At 71.8% G+C, this 23,474-nt stretch carries 24 protein-coding genes; 11 read left to right on the top strand and 13 right to left on the bottom strand.

Translation table 11 applies throughout. The features are described from left to right. Window positions 1-32: 32 nt before the first annotated feature. The 4 genes from K1T35_RS27180 to K1T35_RS27165 form a co-directional block, all read right to left on the bottom strand. A complete protein-coding gene (locus K1T35_RS27180) occupies window positions 33-1,448 on the bottom strand; it encodes an NAD(P)/FAD-dependent oxidoreductase (RefSeq protein ID WP_220254659.1) in 1,416 nt (471 codons plus the stop codon). 138 nt (window positions 1,449-1,586) lie between these two features. Next, window positions 1,587-2,498 carry a hypothetical protein gene (locus K1T35_RS27175; RefSeq protein ID WP_220254658.1) on the bottom strand — a complete coding sequence of 304 codons (912 nt, stop codon included), beginning with the start codon at window positions 2,496-2,498 and terminating at the stop codon, window positions 1,587-1,589. A gap of 135 nt (window positions 2,499-2,633) precedes the next feature. After that, window positions 2,634-4,058, bottom strand: a complete 1,425-nt coding sequence (gene uxaC, locus K1T35_RS27170) for a glucuronate isomerase (RefSeq protein WP_220254657.1) — start codon at window positions 4,056-4,058, stop codon at window positions 2,634-2,636. A gap of 1 nt (window position 4,059) precedes the next feature. Next, the gene (locus tag K1T35_RS27165; RefSeq protein WP_220254656.1) at window positions 4,060-5,409 is read right to left on the bottom strand and encodes a Gfo/Idh/MocA family oxidoreductase; all 1,350 of its coding nucleotides are present in this window, start codon (window positions 5,407-5,409) and stop codon (window positions 4,060-4,062) included. A 249-nt stretch (window positions 5,410-5,658) separates the two neighbouring features. Here K1T35_RS27165 and K1T35_RS27160 point away from each other — a divergent pair, with 249 nt between their 5' ends. The 4 genes from K1T35_RS27160 to K1T35_RS27145 are packed head-to-tail and all read left to right on the top strand — an operon-like array spanning window position 5,659 to window position 9,453. After that, the gene (locus K1T35_RS27160) at window positions 5,659-6,993 is read left to right on the top strand and encodes an ABC transporter substrate-binding protein (RefSeq protein ID WP_220254655.1); all 1,335 of its coding nucleotides are present in this window, start codon (window positions 5,659-5,661) and stop codon (window positions 6,991-6,993) included. Window positions 6,994-7,007: 14 nt separating this feature from the next. Continuing rightward, a complete protein-coding gene (locus K1T35_RS27155; RefSeq protein WP_220254654.1) occupies window positions 7,008-7,964 on the top strand; it encodes a carbohydrate ABC transporter permease in 957 nt (318 codons plus the stop codon). After that, complete coding sequence (locus K1T35_RS27150) at window positions 7,964-8,866, top strand: carbohydrate ABC transporter permease (protein ID WP_220254653.1); 903 nt, start codon at window positions 7,964-7,966, stop codon at window positions 8,864-8,866. The genes K1T35_RS27155 and K1T35_RS27150 overlap by 1 nt, the downstream gene beginning before the upstream one ends. Continuing rightward, a complete protein-coding gene (locus K1T35_RS27145; RefSeq protein ID WP_220254652.1) occupies window positions 8,863-9,453 on the top strand; it encodes a hypothetical protein in 591 nt (196 codons plus the stop codon). The genes K1T35_RS27150 and K1T35_RS27145 overlap by 4 nt, the downstream gene beginning before the upstream one ends. A 113-nt stretch (window positions 9,454-9,566) precedes the next feature. On the opposite strand, the gene K1T35_RS27140 is transcribed toward K1T35_RS27145, so the two are convergent. Beyond that, complete coding sequence (locus K1T35_RS27140) at window positions 9,567-9,782, bottom strand: DUF397 domain-containing protein (protein ID WP_220254651.1); 216 nt, start codon at window positions 9,780-9,782, stop codon at window positions 9,567-9,569. A 24-nt stretch (window positions 9,783-9,806) separates the two neighbouring features. After that, window positions 9,807-10,652, bottom strand: a complete 846-nt coding sequence (locus tag K1T35_RS27135; RefSeq protein ID WP_220254650.1) for a helix-turn-helix transcriptional regulator — start codon at window positions 10,650-10,652, stop codon at window positions 9,807-9,809. Between the two features lie 59 nt (window positions 10,653-10,711). Here K1T35_RS27135 and K1T35_RS27130 point away from each other — a divergent pair, with 59 nt between their 5' ends. Then, window positions 10,712-11,308: a hypothetical protein gene (locus tag K1T35_RS27130; protein ID WP_220254649.1), complete on the top strand. Its 597-nt coding sequence runs from the start codon at window positions 10,712-10,714 to the stop codon at window positions 11,306-11,308. Window positions 11,309-11,405: 97 nt separating this feature from the next. Here the strand turns inward: K1T35_RS27130 and K1T35_RS27125 are convergent, their stop codons facing one another. Together K1T35_RS27125 and K1T35_RS27120 are read right to left on the bottom strand one after the other, a co-directional pair. Beyond that, window positions 11,406-13,145, bottom strand: coding sequence for an acyl-CoA dehydrogenase (locus tag K1T35_RS27125; RefSeq protein WP_220254648.1), 1,740 nt, complete (start codon window positions 13,143-13,145; stop codon window positions 11,406-11,408). Then, window positions 13,142-13,765 carry a TetR/AcrR family transcriptional regulator gene (locus K1T35_RS27120; RefSeq protein ID WP_220254647.1) on the bottom strand — a complete coding sequence of 208 codons (624 nt, stop codon included), beginning with the start codon at window positions 13,763-13,765 and terminating at the stop codon, window positions 13,142-13,144. Before K1T35_RS27120 ends, K1T35_RS27125 begins: the two co-directional genes overlap by 4 nt. Window positions 13,766-13,838: 73 nt before the next feature. Between K1T35_RS27120 and K1T35_RS27115 the strand changes: the two genes are divergently transcribed. The 4 genes from K1T35_RS27115 to K1T35_RS27100 all read left to right on the top strand — a co-directional run bounded on the left by K1T35_RS27115 (window position 13,839) and on the right by K1T35_RS27100 (window position 16,468). Continuing rightward, a complete protein-coding gene (locus tag K1T35_RS27115; protein WP_220254646.1) occupies window positions 13,839-14,267 on the top strand; it encodes a nuclear transport factor 2 family protein in 429 nt (142 codons plus the stop codon). Beyond that, window positions 14,264-15,073 (top strand): NmrA family NAD(P)-binding protein, encoded by an 810-nt coding sequence (locus tag K1T35_RS27110; RefSeq protein WP_220254645.1) that lies wholly within the window; start codon window positions 14,264-14,266, stop codon window positions 15,071-15,073. Before K1T35_RS27115 ends, K1T35_RS27110 begins: the two co-directional genes overlap by 4 nt. Before the next feature lie 97 nt (window positions 15,074-15,170). Next, the gene (locus K1T35_RS27105; RefSeq protein ID WP_255620774.1) at window positions 15,171-15,611 is read left to right on the top strand and encodes a MarR family winged helix-turn-helix transcriptional regulator; all 441 of its coding nucleotides are present in this window, start codon (window positions 15,171-15,173) and stop codon (window positions 15,609-15,611) included. A 53-nt stretch (window positions 15,612-15,664) separates the two neighbouring features. Next, window positions 15,665-16,468, top strand: a complete 804-nt coding sequence (locus K1T35_RS27100; RefSeq protein ID WP_220254643.1) for an SAM-dependent methyltransferase — start codon at window positions 15,665-15,667, stop codon at window positions 16,466-16,468. 16 nt (window positions 16,469-16,484) lie between these two features. On the opposite strand, the gene K1T35_RS27095 is transcribed toward K1T35_RS27100, so the two are convergent. The 3 genes from K1T35_RS27095 to K1T35_RS27085 all read right to left on the bottom strand — a co-directional run bounded on the left by K1T35_RS27095 (window position 16,485) and on the right by K1T35_RS27085 (window position 19,783). Beyond that, window positions 16,485-18,578, bottom strand: coding sequence for an ATP-dependent Clp protease ATP-binding subunit (locus K1T35_RS27095; protein ID WP_220254642.1), 2,094 nt, complete (start codon window positions 18,576-18,578; stop codon window positions 16,485-16,487). A gap of 75 nt (window positions 18,579-18,653) precedes the next feature. Beyond that, the gene (locus K1T35_RS27090; RefSeq protein WP_220254641.1) at window positions 18,654-19,181 is read right to left on the bottom strand and encodes a flavin reductase family protein; all 528 of its coding nucleotides are present in this window, start codon (window positions 19,179-19,181) and stop codon (window positions 18,654-18,656) included. Between the two features lie 2 nt (window positions 19,182-19,183). Continuing rightward, the gene (locus tag K1T35_RS27085) at window positions 19,184-19,783 is read right to left on the bottom strand and encodes a superoxide dismutase (protein ID WP_220254640.1); all 600 of its coding nucleotides are present in this window, start codon (window positions 19,781-19,783) and stop codon (window positions 19,184-19,186) included. 45 nt (window positions 19,784-19,828) lie between these two features. Between K1T35_RS27085 and K1T35_RS27080 the strand changes: the two genes are divergently transcribed. Then, on the top strand, window positions 19,829-20,602 hold the full coding sequence (locus tag K1T35_RS27080) for a DUF2306 domain-containing protein (protein WP_255620773.1): 774 nt from the start codon (window positions 19,829-19,831) through the stop codon (window positions 20,600-20,602). Here K1T35_RS27080 and K1T35_RS27075 read toward each other — a convergent pair. Next, the gene (locus K1T35_RS27075) at window positions 20,526-21,140 is read right to left on the bottom strand and encodes a VOC family protein (RefSeq protein WP_220254639.1); all 615 of its coding nucleotides are present in this window, start codon (window positions 21,138-21,140) and stop codon (window positions 20,526-20,528) included. The genes K1T35_RS27080 and K1T35_RS27075 overlap by 77 nt on opposite strands. An 18-nt stretch (window positions 21,141-21,158) precedes the next feature. Then, window positions 21,159-22,025, bottom strand: a complete 867-nt coding sequence (locus K1T35_RS27070; RefSeq protein WP_220254638.1) for a LysR family transcriptional regulator — start codon at window positions 22,023-22,025, stop codon at window positions 21,159-21,161. A gap of 72 nt (window positions 22,026-22,097) precedes the next feature. Here K1T35_RS27070 and K1T35_RS27065 point away from each other — a divergent pair, with 72 nt between their 5' ends. Next, the gene (locus K1T35_RS27065; RefSeq protein WP_255620772.1) at window positions 22,098-23,417 is read left to right on the top strand and encodes an MFS transporter; all 1,320 of its coding nucleotides are present in this window, start codon (window positions 22,098-22,100) and stop codon (window positions 23,415-23,417) included. Window positions 23,418-23,474 lie beyond the last annotated feature (57 nt).

The following is a 23,474-nucleotide window of genomic DNA, read 5'->3' as shown; positions in this document are numbered from 1 at the left end:
GTGAAGTCGGTGCGGAGTGTGTGAAGTGGTGCCTACGCCGGTACGGCCAGGCCTGCCGTGGTCAGCAGTGCATCCCGGTCCGGGCCGGGTAGCGGGTAGCGCGGGGCGCTACCGCCGGCCGCCAGCACGCGGTCGATCGCGCCTTCTCTGCCGAAGACCTCGGGCGGGAGCGCTAGCATGCCGGCGATCTCCAGCTGCATCCGCAGCACGTCCGGGTCCCGCCTCGTCCCGGCCGACATCGCCTTCGCCAGCGCCCAGCGGTCGTCGGGCGGGGCCGGGACGCCCGTCCGATCGCTCTCGATGTCGGCGAGCCGGGAGCGCGAGGTGCTGACCGTCGCCCGGTACCAGGGCTCGACGGCCGTGGCGGTGTCCTCCGCCCACCGCAGCGCCACCTCGTACGGGTCGGCCCCGTCGATCGAGCGGAGCAGCTCGCGCAGCCGCAGCACGTGCAGCAGCCCGATGCTCGCCCCGCGCCCCAGCGACGGGTTGGTGAACGCCGCCGCGTCGCCGACCGCGAGCAGCCCGGTGACGATCGGCCTGCCGTCGACCACGAGGCGGCGCAGGCGATCTCCCGGACCTCCGAAGGCGTCGACGCCGCTGATCGGCTCCGCGTCGATCCAGTGCGCGGCGAGCGGGTAGGAGCGCACCACCGCGGTCCACCGGTCGAGTTCGCGCAGCGCGCGCAGCTGCTTGTCGCGGGAGCTTCCGACGATCGTCACCGACCAGGTGCCGTTGTCCGCGGGCAGCGTCAGGATCGTCACCGAGTCGTACCACTGCTGCACGGGCCCGCGCAGCTCCGGCATCGGACCGGGGCCTGCGAAGTGCCGGCAGTAGTAGACGAAACCGCCCTCCTCCTGCTCGTCGGCGGGCGGAGCTGTGCCCATCGTGGCGAGCAGCGTGGGCAGCGACGAGTTGCGCCCGCTCGCGTCGACGACGAGATCGGCGCGCAGTTCCTCGCCGTCGGCGGTCACCACGCCAACCGCATGGGGTACGCCCGGCACCGCGGGCTGCCCCGCGATCAGCGCGCGCACGGTCGTGCCGCGCCGGATCCGCACCCCTGGCTCCGCGGCCGCCGTCCGGGCCACGACGGCCTCCAGCACCGGCCGGCGCGCGGTGAGCGTCGCGTAGCGGTCGTCGCCCTCGCGGGCGCCACCGCTGACCGCGGCCGCCAGCGACGCGAGCACGTCGTAGCGCAAGGCCCCTGCCGCGACGAGGGCGTCGGCCACGTCGGGCAGCTCGGCCTCGAGCAGGTGCCGGAACCGCGCCTGCATGTAGTGCGGCAGCCGGAACTGGCCGCAGCCACGCCGCTGCCAGACCTCCCACGCCACGTCCGGCTCGGGCGGCTCGGCCGGGTCGCGCTCGAGCACCGTGACCCGGTGCCCGTCCCTGGCCAGGAGCAGAGCGGTGACCAGGCCGTTCAACCCACCACCGATGACGAGGACGGACATGGCGCACCTCCCGTGTATGGGAGGAGGACGAACCGATCACGCCCACTGATACGGCCTCTTCGCCCGACTTCACACACCGAGCGGCCGCTTCACACAAGGCCGGCCCTGTGTGAAGCCGGGGCAGGGTCTGTGAAGTCGTCAGGAGGCGCGGAATCGGGCGCGGATGCGTCTCGCCGTCGGGGCGAAGTCGGTGAGATCCTCCCAGATCCAGCGGACGACACCGAGGTCCTCGTCGCGCAGGACGTCCTCGCGGATCTTTTCCGCCACGAGTACCTCGGCGATGTCCTGGCCGGGGCGGAGCGTGCGCCCGTACTTGACGAGGCCGTCGAACTCGCCGATCGTCCGCTGCTTCGGCCACCCCATGTCCACGCGTCCGATGAAGGCGCCCGTGGCCGCCGCGTGCACCTCCCATTGCAGGACCGGCGGAGGCAGGCCGGCTGCCGCGATCGCCACGCGGCTGCGCGACTCGCCGACGCTCTCGCTGAGGGCGGTCGAGAACTCGAGCATCCGGCGAGCCGCCCGGCTGCCGGGGCGGCGCGGCTCGTGGTCGAGCACGTCCAGGACGTCCGCCACCTCGACGCGGTCGGGCCGCTCGTGGAACATCGCGGAGTCGCAGCACACCACGGCCTTCTCGAAGACCAGCATCCGCCCGAGGTCGGCGACCGTCCGCGCGAGCGACGTGACCGGCAGCCCTCCGATCAGGACGATCTCGGCCGGGTCCAGGCCTGCGGAGTGCACGTGGACGAGGGCGCCGCATCGGCCACCGGTGGGCCTGCGGCGGGTCACGTGAACGCGGTCGAGCCGGACACCCCAGATCCGCAGCCCGTGCAGCACCGCCGCGGAGAGGTGGCTGATCACCGCGTCGCCCGCCAGCTCATTCGACGCAGCCCGGATCTGCAGGACGTGCCGGGCCAGGACGTCCTCCGGCAAGCCACCCTGCACGTAGCTGCCGCGACGCACGGGCGTGAGCCGGCCGGCCCGCACCAATGCGCGCAGCTCGTCGTCGGAGAATCCGGCGGAGATCCACTGCGCTCGGGAGGTCAGTTCCACGGCCCGAGCATCCCCGGCAGGCGTCGTCCGCGGGCCCGAACGGGAGATCTTGCCGACTTCACACACCCAGCCCCGGCTTCACACAAGGCCCGCCTTGTGTGAAGCCCGGGGACGGTGTGTGAAGTCGGTTCGGGCTCAGGCGCGCGGGGCGTAGGCCTCGCGGGGGATCGTCGTGCTCAGGTCCACCGCCGTCTCCAGGGCCTCGTCCGTGCTCAGCTGGCCGTTCGCCACCAGTTGGGCCAGGTAGCCCGCGTCCACCCGGCGGGCCAGGTCGTGTCTCGCGGGGATCGAGGCGAAGGCTCTCGTGTCGTCGACGAAGCCTGCCGTGTTGTAGAAGCCCGCGGTCTCGGTGACGGCCTCGCGGAAGCGCCGCATGGCATGCGGGCTGTCGAGGAACCACCACGGGACGCCCAGCCGCATCGACGGGTAGACGCCCGCGAGTGGCGCGAGCTCGCGGGAGTAGGTGGTCTCGTCGATCGTGAAGACCACGCACCGGAAGCCGGGGTCGGTGCCGAAGGCGGTGAGCATCGGGCGCAGTCCGCGGGCGAAGTCGACGGGCAGCGGGATGTCGAAGCCCCTGTCCGGCCCGAAGGCGTCGTGGACGTCCGGGTGGTGGTTGCGCATGACGCCCGGGTGGATCTGCATGACGAGGCCGTCGTCGCGGCTCATCCGCGCCATCTCGAACAGCATGTGCGCGGCGAACGCGTCGCCGGCGGCCGCGTCCACCGACCCGGCGAGTGCGGCGGCGTAGATCCGCTCGGCGTCGGCCCGGTCGAGGGGCGTGGTGTCGGCGGTGGTGTGGCCGTGGTCGGTGGCGAGCGCTCCGAGGCGTGTGAAGTGCTCGCGCCGCTGCTCCAGGGCGGCGAGGTAGCCGGCGTAGGTGTCGACGGCGGTGCCCGCGACCTCCCCGAGCTCCTCGACGTCCCGCTTCCACGTGGGCCGGTGCAGGTGCACCAGCGCGTCGGGGCGGAAGGTCGGCACGACCCGCCCGCCCCATTCCGACGCCGCGATCGCGGCGTGCGCGTCGAGCGTGCTGGCCGGAGCGTCGGTGGTGGCGAGGATCTCCAGGTTGAAGCGGTCGAACAGCGCCCGTGGCCGGAACTCGGGACGCGCGATGCACGCCGCGATCTGGTCGTAGATCGCGTCCGCCGTCTCACGCGACGGCTGGACGTTCACGCCGAACACGTCGTGCAGCTCCTGCTCCAGCCAGAACCGCGACGGCGTTCCGCGGAACAGGTGCCAGCCCGCGCAGAACCGCCGCCAGATCGCCCGGCCGTCGGTCTCGACGGGCCCGCCGTCGCGGCGGGGCACGCCGAGCTCCTCCAGCCGGACGCCCTGGGAGACGAGCATGCGGGTGACGTAGTGGTCGGGCACCACGAGCAGCTGTGCCGGGTCTCCGAACGGCTCGTCGTCGGCCAGTACGGACGCCTCGACGTGGCCGTGCATGCTGATCAGCGGCAGGTCGCGGACGGCGCCGAAGATCTCGCGGGCGATGGCCCGCACGCCCGGGTCGGTGGGCAGGATGCGGTCGTCGTCGAGCTGAAGCGGTCGAACGGCCATGTCAGAGCTCCAGGATGTCGTCGGCCCGTACCGGCAGGCCGGTCTCGAACGAACGGTTGGCGGCGAGGCCGGTGAGCAGCGACAGCGCGCCGTCGCGGTGGGTGGACGCCCGCCCGAGCGGGTCGTCGACGACCTTGCCACCGAAGATGTCGGCGAGCATCCGCTCGTCTCCGCCGCCGTGACCGCCGCTGGTGTCGGGGAGGTCCAGATCCTCCGGCTTCTCCCAGTGCTTGCGCAGGGTGAGCCGGGCGCCGCGGTCGGGTTCCGGCCGCGTCTCCGTGCCCGGCCTGCCGTGCAGGGCCTCGCCCTTCACCGTGCCCGCGGTGCCGGGGTCGACGAACGAGTTCTCCATCACGTCGAGCTCGAGGCGGCCCGCGCTGCCGTTGAACGCGACGCGGTAGCCCTCCCACGGCGAGTACGCCGTGAGGTGGTAGCTCATCGTGGCGCCGCTGCGGTAGCGCACCGCCACGGCCATGTCGTCCTCGATCGTGACGCCTGCGCCGAAGACGTTCTGGTCGCGGTGGTAGCCGTCCTCGTGCTCCGCGTCGAGGTAGAGCGCGGTCATCTTCTCGTTGCCGGCCAGGTGCAGCGCGAACGGGTCGTCGGCCGCCTCCTGGGCGCCGTGCGCGCGGGTGTAGGGCCGGGCGAGACCGCGCCTGCCGCCGTTCTCGTCGCCGTAGAAGAACAGGCGCCCGAGCCCGAACACGGTTTCGGGGGACGAGGCGACCCACCAGTTGACCAGGTCGAAGTGGTGGGTGGCCTTGTGGACCATGAGCCCGCCCGAGTTGGCCTTGTCGCGGTGCCAGCGGCGGAAGTAGTCGGCGCCGTGGCGGGTGTCGAGCAGCCATTCGAAGTGCACCGAGCCGATCTCGCCGATCGCCCCGGACGCGATCACCTCGCGGACCCGCGCGTGCAGCGGGTTGTAGCGGTAGTTGAACGTGACCGTGACCTGGCGGCCGGTCTCGGCCTGTGCGTCGAGGATCCGCCTGCAGCGCTGGGCGTCGGTGGTCATCGGCTTCTCGGTGATGACGTCCCGGCCGGCGCGCAGCGCGGCGACGATGTACTCGTCGTGGGTCCGGTCGATGGTGGTGACGATCACGGTGTCGACGCGCTCCGCGTCGAGCATCCGCCCGAAGTCCGGTGCCTTGTAGGTGGGGACGGTGGGCAGGCCGCGCGAGGCGACGGTGCGGTTGTGCACGTCCATCCGGGTCTGGTTGACGTCGCAGAAGGCGACGAGCTGCGCCGTGTCGACATGCGGCCCGGTGAGGGCGTCGACGAATATCTGGGCGCGGCCACCGAGGCCGACGATCGCGTAGCGGGGGCGCGGCGAGTTCGCGGCGCTGGGGGACATGCACACTCCCTGTGCTGGTGCCGACTGCAAAGGGTTGCAGCTCGACGGTTCGGCTGAGCGGGCAGCTCACGGCGTTGTGGAGTGCCGCTGCCGAGGCGGCGGCGGACCAATGATGCAAACGGCTGAAAAAAACCGCAAGACGTTGTTGACGTCGCGCCCGCGCTCTGAGCTAATTGCCCAACGAGCCAGGCCCTGTGCTCGCCGCCACAGTGGGTGGCCGACCGGGCCAGTGTGATCGAAGGAGCTCTCATGGCCATCCTCGGGTCCGCCCGGACCGTGCGCTCGCTATTGGCGAGCGCCGCCGTCCTCGCCGTCCTCGCCACCGCCGCGTGCGGTGGCGGTGGGTCGCGCGCGAGCGACCAGCAGGCGGGTGGTCCGCCCGAGCGCGAGCAGCCGGTGCAGCTCGAGGTCACGTGGTGGGGCGGCCCCGCGCGGGCCGAGCTCACGCAGAAGGTGCTCGACCTCTACACGCAGAAGCACCCGAACGTCACCTTCACCACGCAGTGGCAGGGCTACTCCGGCTACTACGACAAGGTCAACACCACGGCCGCGGGCCGCAACGCGGCCGACATCATCCAGATCGACAACCGCGTGCTGCGCGAGTACTCGAGCAAGGGGCTCATCGCCGACCTCACCCCATGGGTGGGGTCGACGCTCAAGAGCGACCAGATCGACGAACGGCTGATGTCCACCGGCGAGGTGGACGGCAAGCTGTACGCGGTGCCGCTCGCCTCCAACGCCCAGTCCTACGTCGTCGACAAGACGGTCGTCGAGCCGCTGGGCCTGCTGCCGCCGGAGACCGGCTGGGCGAGCTGGGAGGAGTTCGGCGAGTGGGCCTCCAAGGTCACCGCGGCCACCGGGCGCACCGTGTGGGGCGTACGGGACGAGAGCGCCGACCTCGGTGGCTTCGAGTTCTGGCTCCGCCAGCAGGGCAAGAACCTCTACGACGGGCAGCAGCTCGGCTTCACGGAGGACGACGCCGCGAGGTGGCTGGAGATGTGGGCCGGGTTCCGCCAGAGCGGGGCGGCGTCGCCCGCCGAGGTCGCCCAGCCCGCCAACGCTGGTGACATCTCGAAGAACACCGTGATCACCAAGCAGACCGCGGTGACGTTCTCGTGGGACAACCAGTACACCGAGGTCAGCAAGGCCACCGACCACGAGCTGGTCCTCGTTCCGCTGCCCGGAGGGCCCGAGGGCGCCTACATCCGCTCGTCCCAGTTCTTCACCGCCTACTCCCGGGGTGAGAACGTCGCCACGGCCGTCGACGTGATCAACTTCTTCGTCAACGACCCGGAGGCGGGTGCGATCCTCGGCACCGAGCGCGGTCTCCCGCCGAACGACCAGGTCCGCGAGGCCGTGCTGCCCAACTTCGACGACAAGCTCAAGTACGTGGTCGCCTACGACGAGCGCGTCACCGAGAAGGCGGGCGACACCCCGCCCACGCCGGCACAGGGTGACGTGCAGGTCCGGCAGCTGCTCATCACCGCGGCCGAGAACTCGGGCTTCGGGCGCATGACGCCGCGCGCCGCGGCCGCGGAGTTCTTCTCGCAGGCCACGGCCGAGCTCGAGCGCGCGGCAAGCTGACAGGGAGTACGTCCATGGTGGACACGGCAGAACGACAGGCGCCCCCCACCGGGCCCCGCACGGGCGCCGGCGTCCGGCCAGGACGCCGGAAGGAGGCGATCGCGGGCTACGTCTTCCTGAGTCCGTGGTTGCTCGGCCTCTTCGGCATCACGCTGCTGCCGATGCTCTACTCGCTCTACCTGAGTTTCACCGACTACGACCTGTTGCAGGACCCGGAGTGGGTGGGCGCGGAGAACTACGTCCGCATGTTCACCGACGACCCGAGGTTCTGGAACTCGGTGGGCACCACCCTGCTGTTCGCGGTCACGTCGGTGCCGCTGAAGCTCGCCGTGGCGCTCGGTGTCGCGCTGTTGCTGTACCGCAACCGGCGCGGCGTCGGGCTCTACCGTTCGCTGTACTACGTGCCGTCGCTGCTCGGCGGCAGCGTCGCGATCGCGATCGTCTGGCAGACGCTGTTCGGCGGGCAGGGCGCGATCAACGGGCTGCTCGCGGTCTTCGGCATCACAGGCCGCGCGTGGATCAACGACCCGGCCTTCGCGCTCGGCACGCTCGTGATCCTGGCCGCATGGCAGTTCGGCGCCCCGATGGTGATCTTCCTCGCCGGGCTCAAGCAGATCCCGGCGGAGATGTTCGAGGCCGCCGCGCTCGACGGCGCCGGCCGGTTCACGCAGTTCTGGCACGTCACGCTCCCGCTGCTGTCGCCGGTGCTGTTCTTCAACGTGGTTCTGGAGACGATCGCCGGTTTCCAGGGCTTCACCGCCGCGTTCGTGATCAGCGGCGGCACCGGCGGCCCGGCCGACTCCACGCTGCTCTACACCGTGTACCTGTACCTGCGCGGGTTCGGTGACTTCCAGATGGGCTACGCGTCGGCGATGGCGTGGGTGTTCCTCATCGCCCTCGGCATCATCACCGCGTTCGTCTTCCGCAGCGGTTCGCTCTGGGTCCACTACGCCGACGAGGGGGACCGCTGATGGCCACCACCACCGCAGTCGCACCGGTCGGCGTCTCTCCGGCCGCGCCCGGTCCCGCCGGGCAGAAGGGCCGCTGGTACGAGGGCGCCACCGCGCACGTCGTGCTGATCGCGATCCTGCTCGTGGCGCTCTACCCGATCGTCTACATGATCGGCACCTCGTTCAAGGCGCCGGACGAGATCCTCAACAACTTCAACGTCCTTCCTCGCGAGTTCAGCCCCGGCAACTACCCCCTGGGCTGGGTCGGCATCCCGGACATCACGTTCGGCACGTTCTTCCTCAACAGCGCTGTGATCGCGATCGGTGTCGTGGTCGGCAACGTCGTGGCGTGCTCCCTCGCGGCGTTCGCGTTCGCGCGGCTGAAGTTCCCACTGCGCGGGTTCTGGTTCGCGATCATGATCGGCACGCTGCTGCTGCCGCACCACGTGCTGATCGTGCCGCAGTACGTCCTGTTCAACAGCCTGGAGTGGATCGACACCCCGCTGCCGATGATCGTGCCGAAGTTCCTCGCCACCGAGGCGTTCTTCGTGTTCCTCATGGTGCAGTTCATGCGGGGCATCCCGCGCAGCCTCGACGAGGCGGCCGAGATCGATGGCTGCGGGCCCTACCGGCGGTTCTTCTTCGTGGTGCTGCCGCTCACCAAGCCCGCACTCGTCACCACGGCGGTGTTCTCGTTCATCTGGACCTGGAACGACTTCTTCACCCAGCTCGTCTACCTCAACAGAACCCCCCACTTCACCGTGCCGATCGGGCTGAGGCTGTTCCTCGACTCGAGCGGGCAGAACGCCATCGCGCCGATGTTCGCGATGTCGGTGCTCTCGCTGGTGCCGGTGTTCCTGTTCTTCCTGGTGTTCCAGCGGCTCATCGTCGACGGGATCAACACGAGCGGCATCAAGGGGTGACTGCCGCCGTGCCGGTCCGCGGCTGGAAGGAGCAGCTGCGCCGCATCGCCGAGCTGTGCCTGCTCGGCATCGTCGCGGTGCTGGCGAGCGTGCCGGTGGTGACGGTCGGTGCCGTTGTGGCAACCCTGTCCACGGCGGTCGGGCACTGGGTCGACCACGACGACCTGCCGTCCTACCGGGAGATCGGCGCGGAGTTCGTGCGGCGGCTGCTGCCGGGGGTGCCGGTGAGCGCGGCAGGAGTGCTCATGGCCCTCGTCGTCGCGCAGCAGGTCGCCTGGCTCCGCGACGGACTGGTACCCGGCGGTGGCGCGGTGCTCGCGGCGTTCGGCGTGGCGATCGCGTGCCTGGCGGCCGTGGTCCTGCTCGCCGTGCCGCGCCTGGCGGGCGGCACCTGGCGCGCCGCGCTGGCAGGCGGGTGGACGGATCTGCTCCGCGCCCCCGCGGCCGGCCTCGCGGCGCTGGTGGTGACGGGGATCGCGGTGCTGCTGGCGGTCCTCCTGCCAGGCGTGGTCCTGGTGCTCCCGGCGCTACTGGTGCTCGGATTGCACGCGATACACCGCAGGCTGGTGCTGCCCCGAACCGACTGACTGTCGACTTCACAAACCCAGCACCCACTTCACACAGCGCCCGCCCTGTGTGAAGTGGGTGCTGGATGTGTGAAGTGGGCGGAGAGAGTCTCGTGCGGGCGTCGGCGGGCCCGTCAGGAGTCGAACTCGCAGCCGCGGATGCCCGCGAGGAACGCCCGCCATGCCGGGGCCGAGTGGCGGTGGGCCGCCCGGGATCGGTCCTTCGTGTCGCGGACCGCCATGCCGCCGTCGGGAAGAGGGGCCACCTCGACGCAGCCGCTGCTGGCGCCGCCGCTGCCGCTGAAGCTGCTCGTGCGCCAGGCCAGGCCGTCGAAGCTGGGAGCGGGCATCAAGCACCTCTTCGCGTCGCGGCCTCACATCTGCATGGCCACCCGTTCGATCAGGGCCGCCGACTCCTCCGGGCTCAGCGCTCGCGACCGCAGGTGGTCGAACACGAGCCTACCCCGGGCGACGTCCTCGGCCTTCTCGATATGGATTGACCCCATGGGGTGCTCGACGTAGCCGATGTCCGGTTCTCCCAGCCCCTCGAAGCTGAGCACGATGAACGCTCCGGTCGCGCTCGGATGGGCGCCGACTTCTGCCGGCAGCACCTGCACCGTGACAGTGTCGAGCTCGGCCGTCCCCACCACGTGCGCGAGCTGTGCGCACATCACGTCGGGGTCTCCGATCACCCGGCGGATCGCCGCCTCCTCGATCACCGCGACCAGCGTCAGCGGGTTCTCCGGATCGGTGAGCCGCTGCTGGCGGATCATGCGGACCTCGACGTCGTTCTCCCGCACCGCCCGGCTGCCGGCGTGCAGCGAGGTCTCGAACAGGGCACGGGCGTAGTCGGCGGTCTGCAGAAGGCCGGGCAGGTAGTTCACGGTGTACTCGCGCACCGCGCTCGCCTCGGCCTCCAGGGGCACGTAGCCCTGGTCGTCGAGGCCATAGGCGCGCCACCAGCCCTTGGCGCTGGCCTGGCGGGTGAGGTCGAGGAGCGCCTCCCACTGGTCACCGGTGACGCCGAAGATGTCCATCATCGTGCGCACGACGTGGACGTCGACGCCCTGGTGGGCGTTCTCGATGCGGCTGAGCTTGCTGGGGGAGAAGTCGAGCTGCGGTGCGAGGCTCTCGATGGTCAGTCCGGACCTGCGGCGCAGGTCGCGCAGGATGCGGGCGAGCTGCTTCCGGCGGATGAGCGTCCCGCTGCGCATGCCCATGGTCACAGACTGTCACTGGGAGATGCGGGGTGAAAGATCCAGGTGCCAGACTCGCGACCATGACCGCCCCGATGCACGTCCCGCGGTTCTTCGTCCGGCAGCGGATCACGATGATGGTCAACCGCTACGAGATCCGCGGCGCCGCCCCGGACGGCAGCGAGGGCCCGCTGCTCGCGTTCGCGCAGCAGAAGCGCATGAAGCTGCGTGAGGAGGTCGTGTTCTACGCGGACGAGTCCCGCTCGCGCGCGGTGTTCTCCTTCAAGGCCCGCCAGCGGCTCGACGTGCACGCCGAGCACGACGTGTTCGACGAGCACGGCAACGCCCTCGGCTACTTCCGCAAGGAGTTCGGCGCGAGCCTGCTGCGCTCGACGTGGCGCATCGCGGGCCCCGGCTACGAGGCCGTCGGCAAGGAGCGCAGGCCCGTCATCGCCATCCTGCGCAGGGTGTGGGACTTCATCCCGTTCCTCGGCGACGTCTGGGTGCCGTTCATCTTCCACTTCGACTTCGTCGACACCGCCACCGGGCAGCCGGTGCTGTCCAGCGCGCGGCGCAAGTCGATCCGGGACCGCTACGTCATCGACGTCCCCGACCCGCGCGTCGACTTCCGGGTCGCCGCGTCGATGGCCGTGGCGCTCGACGCGCTGCAGTCCCGATGAGTGAGGGCGTGCGCGGGTCGACATGATCGGCGACTCGGTGCAGCGGTGGCCGTACGTGGCCGGGTCCGGTTGACGCGCGGGGACGTCCCGTGGTCGGTCAGAACCAGGCGGGATCCATCTCGACGGTGGTGCGGTCGAGGGCGGAGAGCAGGGCGAGCTGCGGGCCGGTGCGGGGCAGCTCGCGGCGGAAGAAGTAGCGCGCCGCCTGCCGCTTCCCGCGGTGGAACGGCTCGTCCCGGTCGCCGCAGGCCAGGTACTGCTCGAGCCAGATCCACGCGATGACGGCGTGGCCGACGGCCTCGAGGTAGGTCGAGGCGTCGGCCAGCCGGTCCGGATCGGGCTCGGCGTGGATCCGCCCGGTGACCGCGACGATCCGGTCCCACACCGCGTCGAGCTGGGCGGCCAGCTCGGCCGCCTCGCCGGTCGTGGCGCGAGCGCACGTCGCGGCGACGGTCTCGCGCAGCAGGGCCAGCCCGGCCCCGCCCTGCATCGTGACCTTGCGGCCGAGCAGGTCGAGGGCCTGGACGCCGTGGGTGCCCTCGTGGATGGGGTTGAGCCGGTTGTCGCGGTAGTGCTGCTCGACGTCGTACTCGCGGGTGTAGCCGTAGCCGCCGTGCACCTGGATGGCGAGGTCGTTCGCGGTCACGCACCACTGCGACGGCCAGCTCTTCGCGATCGGGGTGAGCACGTCGAGCAGCAGCCGGGCGCGGTCCGGGTCGGGGCCGGTGTCCTGCTCGTCGAGCAGCCGGCCGCAGTAGAGCACGAGCGCGAGCGCGCCCTCGGCGTAGCACTTCTGCGCGAGCAGCATCCGTCGGACGTCCGGGTGCTCGATGATCGGGACGGGTGGCGCCGCCGGGTCCTTCGCGGCTGAATCCTTGGCGGCTGGGGGCCGGCCCTGGGTGCGGGTGCGGGCGTAGTCGAGGGACTTGAGGTAGCCGGTGTAGCCGAGGGCGGCCGCGCCCGTCCCGACGCCGACCCTTGCCTCGTTCATCATGTGGAACATGCAGGCCAGGCCGCCGTGCTCGGGCCCGACGAGGTGACCGACCGCGCCGGGGAGGCCGCCGGGGGTGCGGGCGCCCTCGCCGAAGTTGAGCAGGGTGTTGGTGGTGCCGCGGTAGCCCATCTTGTGGTTGAGCCCGGCGAGCGCGATGTCGTTGCGCTGCCCGTCGGGGAGGAACTTGGGCACCAGGAACAGCGAGATGCCGCGCACACCCCGTGGCCCGCCGGGGATCTTGGCGAGCACGAGGTGGACGATGTTCTCGCCGAGCTCGTGCTCACCCGCGGAGATCCACATCTTGTTGCCGAACAGGCGGTACGTGCCGTCGGGCTGCGGTTCGGCCCGGGTGGTGATGTCGGCGAGCGACGAGCCGGCCTGCGGCTCGGAGAGGCACATCGTGCCGTGGAAGCGGCCCTCGACCATCGGCCGGACGTACGTCTCGACCTGCTCGGGCGTGCCGTGCGCGCGCAGCAGGTTGGCGGCCGCGATCGTCAGGAACGGGTAGGCCCACGTGCCGGGGTTGGCGGCCTGGAACCACGCGAAGGCGGCGGTGGAGACCACGTGCGGCAGCTCCACGCTGCTCTCGACCAGCCCGGTCTGTGCCAGCACGTCGAGGGCCTTGCGGACCTCGGGGATCATGTGGACGCGCTCGCCGTCGAAGGTGGGTTCCGCGGCGTCGGCCCGCTTGTTGTGGGGCGCGAAGTGCTCGGCGGCCACCTCTGCGGCGAGGTCGAGCACGGCGTCGAAGGTCTCGCGGGAGTGCTCAGGGTGCCGGGACCCGGCGTCGAGCCAGTCGTAGAGCAGGAAATCCAGATCCCGGCGGGACAGCAGCAGCGTCATGACGGATCACCCTTCAGCGCGCGCAGCACGACGTCGGCGAGGTGGTCGAGGTAACCGGGTTCTGCCGGAGCCTGCCGGACGGAGACCCGCCAGTACACCGGCGCGGCGATCAGGTCCAGGGCCATCTCGAGGTCGGTGTCGGCTGGCAGTTCCCCGCGTTCGACAGCGCGGCGGAGCATGGCGGCGCCGACCGCGCGCCGTGGCTCGCCGATCGCCGTGCGCACAGCCTCGGCGACCTCCGGGTTGCGCACGCCTTCGGCCGCCAGGTCCGGGAGGATCCGCGAGAACCGGGGGTGGGTGAGCCAGTCCATCAGCGCGCGCAGCATGCCGACGAGGTCGTCGCGCAGTGATCCCGTGTCGGGCGCCGTGGCCAGTTCGAGGCTGAAGTCCGCCAGCACCGCCATGACCATCTCCTGCTTGGACGGCCAGCGCCGGTAGAGCGCGCTCTTGCCGACGCCCGCCCGCCGGGCGACGGCCTCCATCGAGAGCCTGCCGTAGCCGGTATCGGCCAGCTCGTCGAGCACGGCCTCGGTGATCGCCCGCGTGACGTCGGCCTGCAGGACCGCCGCGCCGGTCGGCGTCCGCTTCTCGGTGACTCCCACGGCTGGCGAGTATGGCATGGACGGGACGGTCCCGTCCCATTAGAGTCCGTCGGGACGGTACCGTACCGTCCGCTTGAAGGAGGAGTGTCGGATGACAACGCTGGACGTCGTCGAGCGGGCCATGGACCTGCTGCTCGCCCACGACATGGCCGGGTTCGCGGGCCTCTGGGCGATGGACGGGACGATCGAGTTCCCGTTCGCGCCCGACGGTTACCCGCGGCGGCTGGACGGGCGCGCCGCCGTAGCGGATTACCTGCGCGACTACACCGACCACGTCGACCTGCGCGCGATCACGAGCAGAACCGTGCACCAGACGGTCGATCCGGAGGTCGCTGTCGTGGAGTTCGAGGTGGACGGCGTCGCGGTGCGGACCGGACGGCCGTACCGGATGCGCTACATCTCGGTGATCACCGTCCGGAACGGGGAGATCGCCGGCTACCGCGACTACTGGAGCCCGCAGGCCGCCGCCGAGGCGCTCGGCGGCGCCGACGAGCTCGCGGCACTCGGCGGTGACCGGTGACCGTGCTGATCACGGGTGGCACCGGGACCACCGGCAGTCGCGTCGCCGCCGCGTTGCGCGAGCGCGACGTGCCGGTACGCGTCGCGAGCCGTCGCCCAATGGACGGGCAGGTCCGCTTCGAGTGGGCCGATCCCGGCACCCACGCCGCCGCGCTCGACAGGGTGTGCGCGGTGTACCTGGTGGCCCCGGTCGGCGTCGCCGATCCCGCGCCGCTCGTGGCGCCGTTCCTCGACCGGGCGCGGGAGGGCGGGGTGCGGCGAGTGGTGCTCCTCAGCTCCTCGGCCGTGCCGGAGGGCGCCCCCGTGCTGGGCGAGCTGCACCAGATGGTGCGTGCCGGCGTCCCGGAGCCCACGGTGCTGCGGCCGTCCTGGTTCATGCAGAACTTCCTCGGGGACCACCCGCACGCCCGGTCCGCGCGCGCCGACGGCGAGATCGTCACGGCCACCGGCAGCGGGCGCGTGGCGTTCGTCGACGCGGGCGACATCGCGGCGGTGGCCGCGCACGCCCTGGCCGACGAGAAGCCGCACGTCGGCGAGTACGTGCTCACCGGTCCCGAGGCGCTGAGCTACGCCGACGCCGCCGCGGTGCTCACCGACGTCATCGGCCGCCCCGTGCGGCACCGCGCGGTCAACGTTGCGGAGCTCGCCGGGCGATTCGTGGCGGCCGGCTACCCGGCGGACTTCGCGGCGGTGCTCGCGGCCCTCGACGAGGGGATCGCCCGCGGTGCCGAGGACCGCACGACCTCGGCCGTGCAGGACGTCACGGGCCGCCCGCCGCGGTCGTTCCGCGAGGTGGTGGGGACGTGAGCGTCGTACCGGCTGGGCCGACTACACGATGGCGGGCGGCGTCGCGGAGAAGATCACGTGCCCTTATCGTGTGCGTATCGCACGCGAGGGAGGTTCGGTGGAAACGGGAAGGCCGGGGGCGGCGCTGTTCCGCCTGGTGCGGTACTGGTCGCGGCGCTGGATCCTGCAGGCGTCGGAGGACCTGACGGGGGAGCAGCGCCGGGTGCAGGACATCCTCGTGCTCGACGCCGTGGCGGCCGCGTCCCGGCACGGCGCCGAGGTTGCGGTCGCCGACGTCGCCCACCAGCTGGGGATCGACCGCTCCGGCGCCAGCCGGTTCGTGACGGCTGCGGTGGAGAACGGGTACCTGGAGCGCAGGCCGTCCGAGGCCGACGCCCGGCGGGCGGTGCTCACCCTCACTCCGTCCGGTCGCGAGCTGCTCGCCGCCTCGCACGCGTGGCAGGAGAAGGCGTTCGCCCGGCTCACCGCAGGCTGGGATCCGGAGGACGCCGGCCGGTTCGCCGGGTATCTGCGGCGGTTGGAGTCCGAACTGCCCTGAGGCGCCAGCTCCTGGACGCGGGCGCCGAGGTGCTCACATGCCATGCTTCGGCCATGAGCCATGACGACGCGGAGCGCGGCACAGGCATGGACACGACCGTTCCCCACTCGGCCCGCATCTGGAACTACTGGCTCGGCGGCAAGGACAACTACGCCGTCGACCGCGAAGCGGGCGATGAGTTCGTCAAGCTCATGCCGGACATCCTCACCGCGGCCCGCGAGACGCGCGCCTTCCTCGTGCGCGCGGTGCGCTACCTCGCCGGTGAAGCCGGCATCCGCCAGTTCCTCGACATCGGAACCGGGCTCCCGACCGCCAACAACACCCACGAGGTCGCCCAGGCCGTCGCCCCGGACGCCCATGTGGTCTACGTCGACAACGACCCCCTCGTCCTGGCCCATGCCCGTGCCCTGCTCAGGAGCGCGCCCGAGGGCCGAACCCTCTACCTCGACGCCGACATGAACGACCCCGACGCCGTCCTGCGGGGCGCCTCCGAGGTCCTCGACCTGACACAACCCGTGGCGGTGCTGTTCTTCGGCGTCCTCGGCCACATCCCCGACACCACCCAGGCACGCAACCTGGTCCGAGCGCTGGTCGCGGCGACGCCCACGGGAAGCTACCTCGCCCTCTCGGACGGCGTACCCACCGAACAGGCCACCGCGGCGCACGACCAGTACGCCGAGACCGGCGCCGTGCCCTACAACCTGCGCACCCCCGACGAGCTGCGCAGCTTCTTCGACGGCCTCGAATTCGTCGAGCCCGGCTTCGGACCGGTGCCACTCTGGCGACCCGAACGCGTCATCGGAGATCAAGCCCCGGTGCCGGACGCACCCTGGGGTGGAGTCGCGCGGAAACCCTGAGCGGCCAGTGCCGCGGTCACTTCGCCGATGCGGATCCGCCCGGTGCCTGCGGCTCCAGCACCAGCGCCCCTTCGCGCACGTCCGCCACCACCCGCCCACCGGGCCCCAGCTCGCCGCCGATGATCAGCCGGGAGAGCACGCGGTCGACCTCGCGCGCGATGGTGCGTCGCAGTGGCCGGGCCCCGAGCTCGGGCTGGTGGCCGCGCTCGGCGAGCCAGTCGATGGCGGCGGGCGTGGCCTCGAGCTCGACGCCCTGTGCCCGCAGCCGGTCGGCCGTGCCCTCGAGCAGCATCTCGGTGATGCGCCGCAGCTCGCCGCGGTCGAGGGCGGAGAAGAGCACGATGTCGTCGATCCGGTTGAGGAACTCGGGTCGGAAGTGCAGGCGTGCTATGGCGAGCACGCCCTCCCGGACCTCGTCGACGGGCCGTCCCGCGGCGGCGAGGAGGCGGTCGGCGCCGAGGTTGCTCGTCATGATCACCACGGTGTGGGTGAAGTCGACGGCGCGGCCGTGTGAGTCTGTGAGCCGGCCCGCGTCGAGCACCTGCAGCAGCGTGTTGATGACCTCGGCGTTCGCCTTCTCGATCTCGTCGAGCAGGAGCACGGCGTAGCGGGTGCGGCGGACGGCCTCGGTGAGCTGGCCGGCGTCGTCGTAGCCGACGTGCCCGGGTGGCGCGCCGACCAGCCGGAACGCGCTGCTGCGGTCGGAGAACTCGCTCATGTCGAAGCGCAGGAGCGCGTCGGGGTTGCCGAAGAGGGCCTCGGCGAGCGCCCGTGCCAGCTCGGTCTTGCCGACGCCGGTGGGGCCGAGGAACAGGAACGAGCCCACCGGCCGGTCCGGGTGGGCGAGGCCGGCGCGCCCCGCGCGCACCGCGTCGGCCACGGTCTCGACGGCCTCGTTCTGCCCGACGACCCGCCGGTGCAACAGCGCTTCGAGGTCCAGCAGCTTGCGCCGCTCGGCGCCGGTGAGCTGGGCGATCGGGATGCCGGTGCTGTCGGAGACGATGCGGGCCACGTCGTCGGGCCCGATCTCGACGGATCCGCTGTCCTTGCGCAGGTTCGGGGCGGGGACGCCCAGCGCGACCTCGGCCGCCTCGATCTCGCGGGTGAGCAGGTGGGCGCGCTCGAAGTCCTCGGCGTCGACGGCCACCTCGCGCGCCCGGCGCAGCTGCTCCAGCTCCTCCTCACCGGCATGGTTCCCCGCGCTGTCGACCGGGCCCGCGGGCTCGCCTGCTCGGATCCGCGCCCGGGAGCTCGCCCGGTCCAGCAGGTCGATCGCCTTGTCGGGCAGGAACCGGTCGGGTACGTACCGGTCGGACATCTCGGCGGCGGCCACGATGGCCGCGTCACTGATCCGCACGCCGTGGTGCTCCTCGTAGCGCGGGCGCAGACCCCGCAGGATCCCGATCGTGGCCTCGACCGTCGGCTCCGCGATCGGCACGGGCTCGAAGCGGCGCTCCAACGCGGCGTCCTTCTCGATGTGGCGCCGGTACTCCCGCATCGTGGTGGCACCGATCAGCCGCAGGTCGCCGCGGGCGAGCGCGGGCTTGAGCAGGGTGGCTGCGTCCATCGGCGCGCCCTCGGCGGATCCCGCGCCGATCACGGCGTGCAGCTCGTCGAGGAACAGCACGATCGAGCGCTCCGCGGCCACGACCTCGTCGATGACGCCGGTGAGCCGCTGCTCGAAGTCGCCGCGGTAGCGGGTGCCCGCCACCATGCCGCCGAGGTCGAGCGCCACCACCCGCACACCCCGCAGCGCCTCCGGGACGGCACCGTCGGCCACCCGCTGGGCGACGCCCTCCGCGATCGCGGTCTTGCCGACGCCCGGGTCGCCGACGAGCACCGGGTTGTTCTTCGTGCGGCGGGAGAGGACCTCCAGCACCTGGTCGATCTCGGCGTCGCGGCCGATCACCGGGTCGAGCGCGCCCCGTGCGGCGTCGGCGGTGAGATCCCGGCCGAACCGGTCGAGCTTGGGGGTGCGGCCGCCGGTGGCGGGGCGCCGGCCGGTGGTTCCGCCCAGCGTGTCGCCGAGCGTGCTCTCGAGGTTGCCGATGAGCCGCTCGAAGAGGTCGTCGAAAGGCCCGGGGTTGGGTCCGGGTCGGTCCTGCGGCACGTGCACCTCCTGGGGGGTGTGCTCCACCCACCCCCGATGGTCCTCCGTCCGGCCCGTTCGCGCCGCTCCCAGTCGTCACGAAACGGGCAGCGCCGGTCCGAGGACGTGGTACCCGCGGTCGTGGTGGATCAGCGGCATCCCCGCGCGTCCCGAGGAGCGCACCCCGACCACCTCCGCGGTGACCACCGTCGCGTCCCCGACCGGGGTGCGGGTCAGCGGGCGGCAGCGCAGCGCCGTCGGCGCCTCCGGGAACCACGGCTCCCCGGTGGCGAGCGGCGTCCACCCGGTGGCAGGGCCGAACCGGTCCGCATCCGACGTCGCGAAGCGCATGGCCAGCTCGACGTTGCGCGCCTCGAGCAGGTGCACGAGGAACCAGTCGGCGGCCAGCAGCGCCGCGGCCGCGCTCGCCCGGTGGGAGATCGACAGCACGAGCGCGGGCGGCGAGAGCGACACCGACGCCACCGACGAGGCGGTGAGCCCCACCGGCCCGCCGGCGCCGTCGCGCGCGGTGACCACGGCGACGCCGGTGGGGTGGTGGCGGAAAGCGTCCCGGAACGCGCTCGCGAGCAGGCCCGTCCGCGCTGCTGTCCCGGTCGCGGTCATGATCAGGCTCCGCGGGCCTTCTCGAAGCGCGCCTGCGCGTCGGCCCAGTTCACGACGTTCCACCAGGCCTTGACGTAGTCCGGCTTGACGTTGCGGTACTGCAGGTAGAAGGCGTGTTCCCACATGTCGAGCATGGCGATGGGGATCTGGCCTGCTGGGAGGTTGGCCTGCTGGTCGTAGAGCTGGTGGATGAGCAGGCGCTGCCCGAGGGTGTCCCAGCCGAGGATGGCCCAGCCGGAGCCCTGGATGGTGGTGGCGGCGGCGGTGAAGTGGGCCTGGAAGGCGTCGAAGGAGCCGAAGTGCTCGTCGAGGGCGGCGGCGAGTTCGCCGGTGGGCTGGTCGCCGCCGTCGGGGGAGAGGTTCTGCCAGAAGGTGGAGTGGTTGACGTGGCCGCCGAGGTTGAAGGCGAGGGTTTTCTCGAGGCCGACGATGGTGCTGAAGTCGCCTTTGTCGCGGGCGTCGGCGAGCTTGTCGAGGGTCTGGTTGAGGGCGCCGACGTAGGTCTGGTGGTGCTTGGAGTGGTGCAGCTCCATGATCTCGCCGGTGATGTGCGGGGCGAGGGCGCCGTAGTCGTAGGGCAGGTCGGGCAGCGAGTACGTCATGGGGCCGATCGTCGAACCTCAACTCGGGTTCACCTCAAGCCGATCATGGCGTGGATCACCTACGTCGACGGGAGTACGCCGATCGCCCACCCTGAGCGGACGACGCCCCGGCCGGCGCGGCCGACGATCGAGGACATGGACCTCCAGGTGCTGCGCCCCCGCCGGATCTGGCTGATGCTGCTGGTCGCGGTGGTCGCCGGCGCGGCGCTGGCCGGCCCGTACGCGCTCGGGTCCAGCCGGATCGAGGTCGACGGGGGCCCGCACCACGCCCTGCTGGTCGCGCACATCTTCACCGCGACCGTGGCGCTGGTGCTCGGGCCGCTGCAGTTCGTGCCTGCCATCCGCGCCCGCAGGCGGTGGCACCGCCGGATCGGGCGCACCTACCTCATGGCAGGCGTGCTGCCCTCGGCGCTGGCCGCCGTCCCGGTCGCGCTGCTGTCGGGCCGGCTGGTCACCCAGGTCGGGCTCGTGATCGTCGCGATCGGGTGGCTGGTGACCGGCGGGCTGGCGGTCCGCGCGATCCGCCGGGGCGACGTCGCGGCGCACCGCGCGTGGATGACGCGCAACTACGCGCTGACCTTCCTCGCCGTCACCGCCCGGATCGTGGTGCCGATCCTGCTGCTGACGGGGCTTTCCACCGGCGCGATCACGCCCGCCGACGCACCTGCTGCCGTGACGTCGCTGATCCCGGTCGGTCAGGTCCTCGGCTGCGTGATCAACCTGATCGTCGCGGAGGTGCTGATCAGGCGAGCTCGACGCGGGCGGACGGCGTCCGGATCACCGCGCGGAGCGCCGGCTCGGGTGCCGGCTCGACCGTGAGGTCGGTGACGCCGAGTGCGGCGAGGCGCTCCCGAACGGCCGCCGGGTCGGGGTGCGCGACCGTGAACGACTCCAGCCGCGCGCCGTGGGCGGCGCTCACGCTGGGGTGTTCCGTGTCGCCCCACGCGATGAGGAACGGCAGCACCGCGGGCACGGTGGCTGGCATCGGGGTGAGCCGCCACGCCAGCCGCACCCCGTCACCGCGCAGGCGGGCCATGTCGCGTGCGGCGCCGGGGTCGTGGCCGCGGGCACGTGCCGCGGCCACGGCATCGTCCAGGTCCGCGACCGGCGTCGCCCACGCGACCAGGCGCGGGGCGGTGAGCGCGTCGACGCCGCCCGGCCGCGGCTCTCCGGGTACGGGCTGGTCCGGGTCGGGGCCGAGTACCTCGAGGTAGGCGCCGCCGCCGAGGTCGGCGAGAGCGTTGCGGGTGCCCCGGCCGTCGTGGGAGCCGCCGGGGCTGAGGGCGAGCCCCTGCCCGGCCAGGTCGGCGACGGTGGCGTCGAGATCGGGGGTGGCGTACACGAGGTGGTCGATCACGAGACGATCATGCCTCGTTCATGTGGCCGAGAGGCTGGTCGGGCCGCTTGCGAGCACGGCGGCCGCCAGTGCCTTCGCGGCCGGGCGGCCCTCGGTGCGCGGGTTGGTGAGCAGGACGAGGTCGAGGTAGCCGAGCTCGGGCAGCCGGTGCTGCGGGCCGAGCGGGGTGAGCTGCACCGGGACGAGGCTGCTGGCCAGCGCCGAGATCCCGATGCCCGCCGCGACCGCCCCGATCAGGCCGTTGACCCCGCGGCACACGCACGCGGGGCGGTAGGTGATGGTGGCGCGCTGCAGGGCGCTCTCCATCGCGGAGCGGGACAGGCTCGGGTTCGGGTAGACGACCAGTGGGAGCGGCTTGGTCGGGTCGAGCCGGGTGGCCGCCGTGCCGACCCAGACGAGGCGGTCGCGCTTCACGAGCTGGCCCCTCGGCTCGCCCCTGGGACGCTTGCCCACGAAGAGGTCGAGCTTGTCGTTCTCCAGCCTGCGGTGCAGGAAGCCGCTCTGGTCGATGGACAGGTCGAGGTCGACGAGCGGGTGGTCGCGGCGGAAATCGCGCAGGATCTGCGGGAGCCGGGTGAGCGCGAGGTCGTCGGACATCCCGATCCGCAGCCGCCCGTGCGGTCGCTCCCCGTTGAAGTAGTTGGCCGCCTGCTCGTGCGCGGCGAGGATGGACCGGGCGAACCCGATCATGGCCTCGCCGTCGGGCGTCATCGAGACGCTGTGCGTGTCCCGGTGCACGAGCACGCGCCCGGTGGCCTCCTCGAGCTTGCGGACGTGCTGGCTGACCGTGGGCTGCCGGATGCCGAGCCGCGCAGCGGCCTGCGTGAAGCTGCGGGTCTGGGCGACGGCGAGGAACGTCTGGAGCTGGGCCGGGTCGTAGATCATCTGCGCTATATCACTCCGCAATAACAGTTAGTCGGCTGATCGTCGTTCACAATACGTCACTCGGGCGGGATCATGAGGTACGGATTTCTGTTGCACTACGAAGGGTTATCCGTGACAACGGCTGCGGCCGACATACCCGTGAGCGGGACCACATCCACTGCTCGCGCATCCAGCACATTCATCGCACTCCGCGTCCCCAACTTCCGTATCTACCTCAGTGCTCACGCGATCGCCAGCACCGGCACGTGGATGCAGAACATCGCCCTGGAATGGCTGGTTCTGGAGCTCAGCGGGAGCCCCGCCGCCGTCGGCATCGCGATGGCCTGTCAGTTCCTGCCGATGCTGCTGCTCGGCATGTACGGCGGCATGATCGCCGACCGCTACCCGAAGCGGGCCGTCCTGATGGTCACCCAGACCTTGAACGGCATCCTGAGCGGCGTCCTCGCCGTCATGACGATCACCGGGCACGTGCGTGTCGAGCACGTCTACCTGTTCGCGCTCGCCGCCGGCCTCGTGTTCGTCGTCGACAACCCGACGCGCCAGGTCTTCGTCAACGAGGTCGTGCCGGATCGGTACGTCCGCAACGCCATCGCCCTGAACGCGGCGGTCTTCCAGACCAGCCGCCTCGTCGGGCCTGCGGTGGCCGGCGTCATGATCGCCACGGTGGGCTCGGGGTGGGCGTTCGCCGCGAACGCCGCGTCCTACGTCGCCCCGATCGTCGGCCTGCTGCTCATCCGCTCCGCCGACCTGATCCGCACGCCGCCGGTGGAACGGGCGCCAGGGCAGCTGCGCTCGGCGTTGCGCTACGTGGCCGAGCGCCCGCATGTGGCCTGGACGATCGTGCTCGTCGGCGTCGTCGGCACGTTCGGGCTCAAGTTCCCGGTGGTGCTCACGGCGATGGCCGACGAGACGTTCGCGGGTGGGGCGCAGCTCTACGGACTCTTCAACGTCGTGCTGGCGGTCGGCTCGGTGGCGGGTGCGCTGATCGCGGGCGGGCGCACCCGGACGCGCCTGCGGACGATCGTGCTCGCCGGGGCCGCGTTCGGTGTCGCCCAGTTCGCGGCGGCACTGGCGCCGGGGCTGGGGGTCTTCCTCGCTGCGCTGGTGGCGATGGGCGTGGTGAACCTGGCGTTCCAGGCGATGGCGAACTCGTCGGTGCAGTCGTGGGTGGACGGCGACGTCCGTGGCCGCGTGATGAGCCTCTACATGCTCGCCTTCGTCGGGGGAACGCCGCTGGGCGGGCCCGTCGTCGGCTGGATCACCGACGCCTTCGGCGCGCGGGTGGGCATGGCCTTCTGCGGGCTGGTCCCTCTGCTCGCCGCCGTGGGAGTGGCAGCCGTGCTCGCCCGGCACTCCCGCGCGGAGCGGGCGGCCGAGCCGGCGCTCGCCTGATTTGTGATCACGGGAGTCGGCGCTGCCACCGGCGCCCGTGATCCGCCGACAACCGAT

The sequence above is a fragment of the Pseudonocardia sp. DSM 110487 genome (assembly GCF_019468565.1).
In the GTDB taxonomy this organism is placed as follows: domain Bacteria; phylum Actinomycetota; class Actinomycetes; order Mycobacteriales; family Pseudonocardiaceae; genus Pseudonocardia.
This window is presented reverse-complemented; position numbering and strand designations above follow the sequence as displayed.

Excerpts from the sequence above, each read along its gene's own strand:
- K1T35_RS27180 (WP_220254659.1), bottom strand. The coding sequence starts at position 1,448 with ATGTCCGTCCTCGTCATCGGTGGTGGGTTGAACGGCCTGGTCACCGCT.
- uxaC (WP_220254657.1), bottom strand. The coding sequence starts at position 4,058 with ATGGCCGTTCGACCGCTTCAGCTCGACGACGACCGCATCCTGCCCACC.
- K1T35_RS27165 (WP_220254656.1), bottom strand. The coding sequence starts at position 5,409 with ATGTCCCCCAGCGCCGCGAACTCGCCGCGCCCCCGCTACGCGATCGTC.
- K1T35_RS27160 (WP_220254655.1), top strand. The coding sequence starts at position 5,659 with ATGGCCATCCTCGGGTCCGCCCGGACCGTGCGCTCGCTATTGGCGAGC.
- K1T35_RS27155 (WP_220254654.1), top strand. The coding sequence starts at position 7,008 with ATGGTGGACACGGCAGAACGACAGGCGCCCCCCACCGGGCCCCGCACG.
- K1T35_RS27150 (WP_220254653.1), top strand. The coding sequence starts at position 7,964 with ATGGCCACCACCACCGCAGTCGCACCGGTCGGCGTCTCTCCGGCCGCG.
- K1T35_RS27140 (WP_220254651.1), bottom strand. The coding sequence starts at position 9,782 with ATGCCCGCTCCCAGCTTCGACGGCCTGGCCTGGCGCACGAGCAGCTTC.
- K1T35_RS27135 (WP_220254650.1), bottom strand. The coding sequence starts at position 10,652 with ATGGGCATGCGCAGCGGGACGCTCATCCGCCGGAAGCAGCTCGCCCGC.
- K1T35_RS27130 (WP_220254649.1), top strand. The coding sequence starts at position 10,712 with ATGACCGCCCCGATGCACGTCCCGCGGTTCTTCGTCCGGCAGCGGATC.
- K1T35_RS27125 (WP_220254648.1), bottom strand. The coding sequence starts at position 13,145 with ATGACGCTGCTGCTGTCCCGCCGGGATCTGGATTTCCTGCTCTACGAC.
- K1T35_RS27120 (WP_220254647.1), bottom strand. The coding sequence starts at position 13,765 with ATGCCATACTCGCCAGCCGTGGGAGTCACCGAGAAGCGGACGCCGACC.
- K1T35_RS27115 (WP_220254646.1), top strand. The coding sequence starts at position 13,839 with ATGACAACGCTGGACGTCGTCGAGCGGGCCATGGACCTGCTGCTCGCC.
- K1T35_RS27100 (WP_220254643.1), top strand. The coding sequence starts at position 15,665 with ATGAGCCATGACGACGCGGAGCGCGGCACAGGCATGGACACGACCGTT.
- K1T35_RS27090 (WP_220254641.1), bottom strand. The coding sequence starts at position 19,181 with ATGACCGCGACCGGGACAGCAGCGCGGACGGGCCTGCTCGCGAGCGCG.
- K1T35_RS27085 (WP_220254640.1), bottom strand. The coding sequence starts at position 19,783 with ATGACGTACTCGCTGCCCGACCTGCCCTACGACTACGGCGCCCTCGCC.
- K1T35_RS27080 (WP_255620773.1), top strand. The coding sequence starts at position 19,829 with ATGGCGTGGATCACCTACGTCGACGGGAGTACGCCGATCGCCCACCCT.
- K1T35_RS27070 (WP_220254638.1), bottom strand. The coding sequence starts at position 22,025 with ATGATCTACGACCCGGCCCAGCTCCAGACGTTCCTCGCCGTCGCCCAG.
- K1T35_RS27065 (WP_255620772.1), top strand. The coding sequence starts at position 22,098 with ATGAGGTACGGATTTCTGTTGCACTACGAAGGGTTATCCGTGACAACG.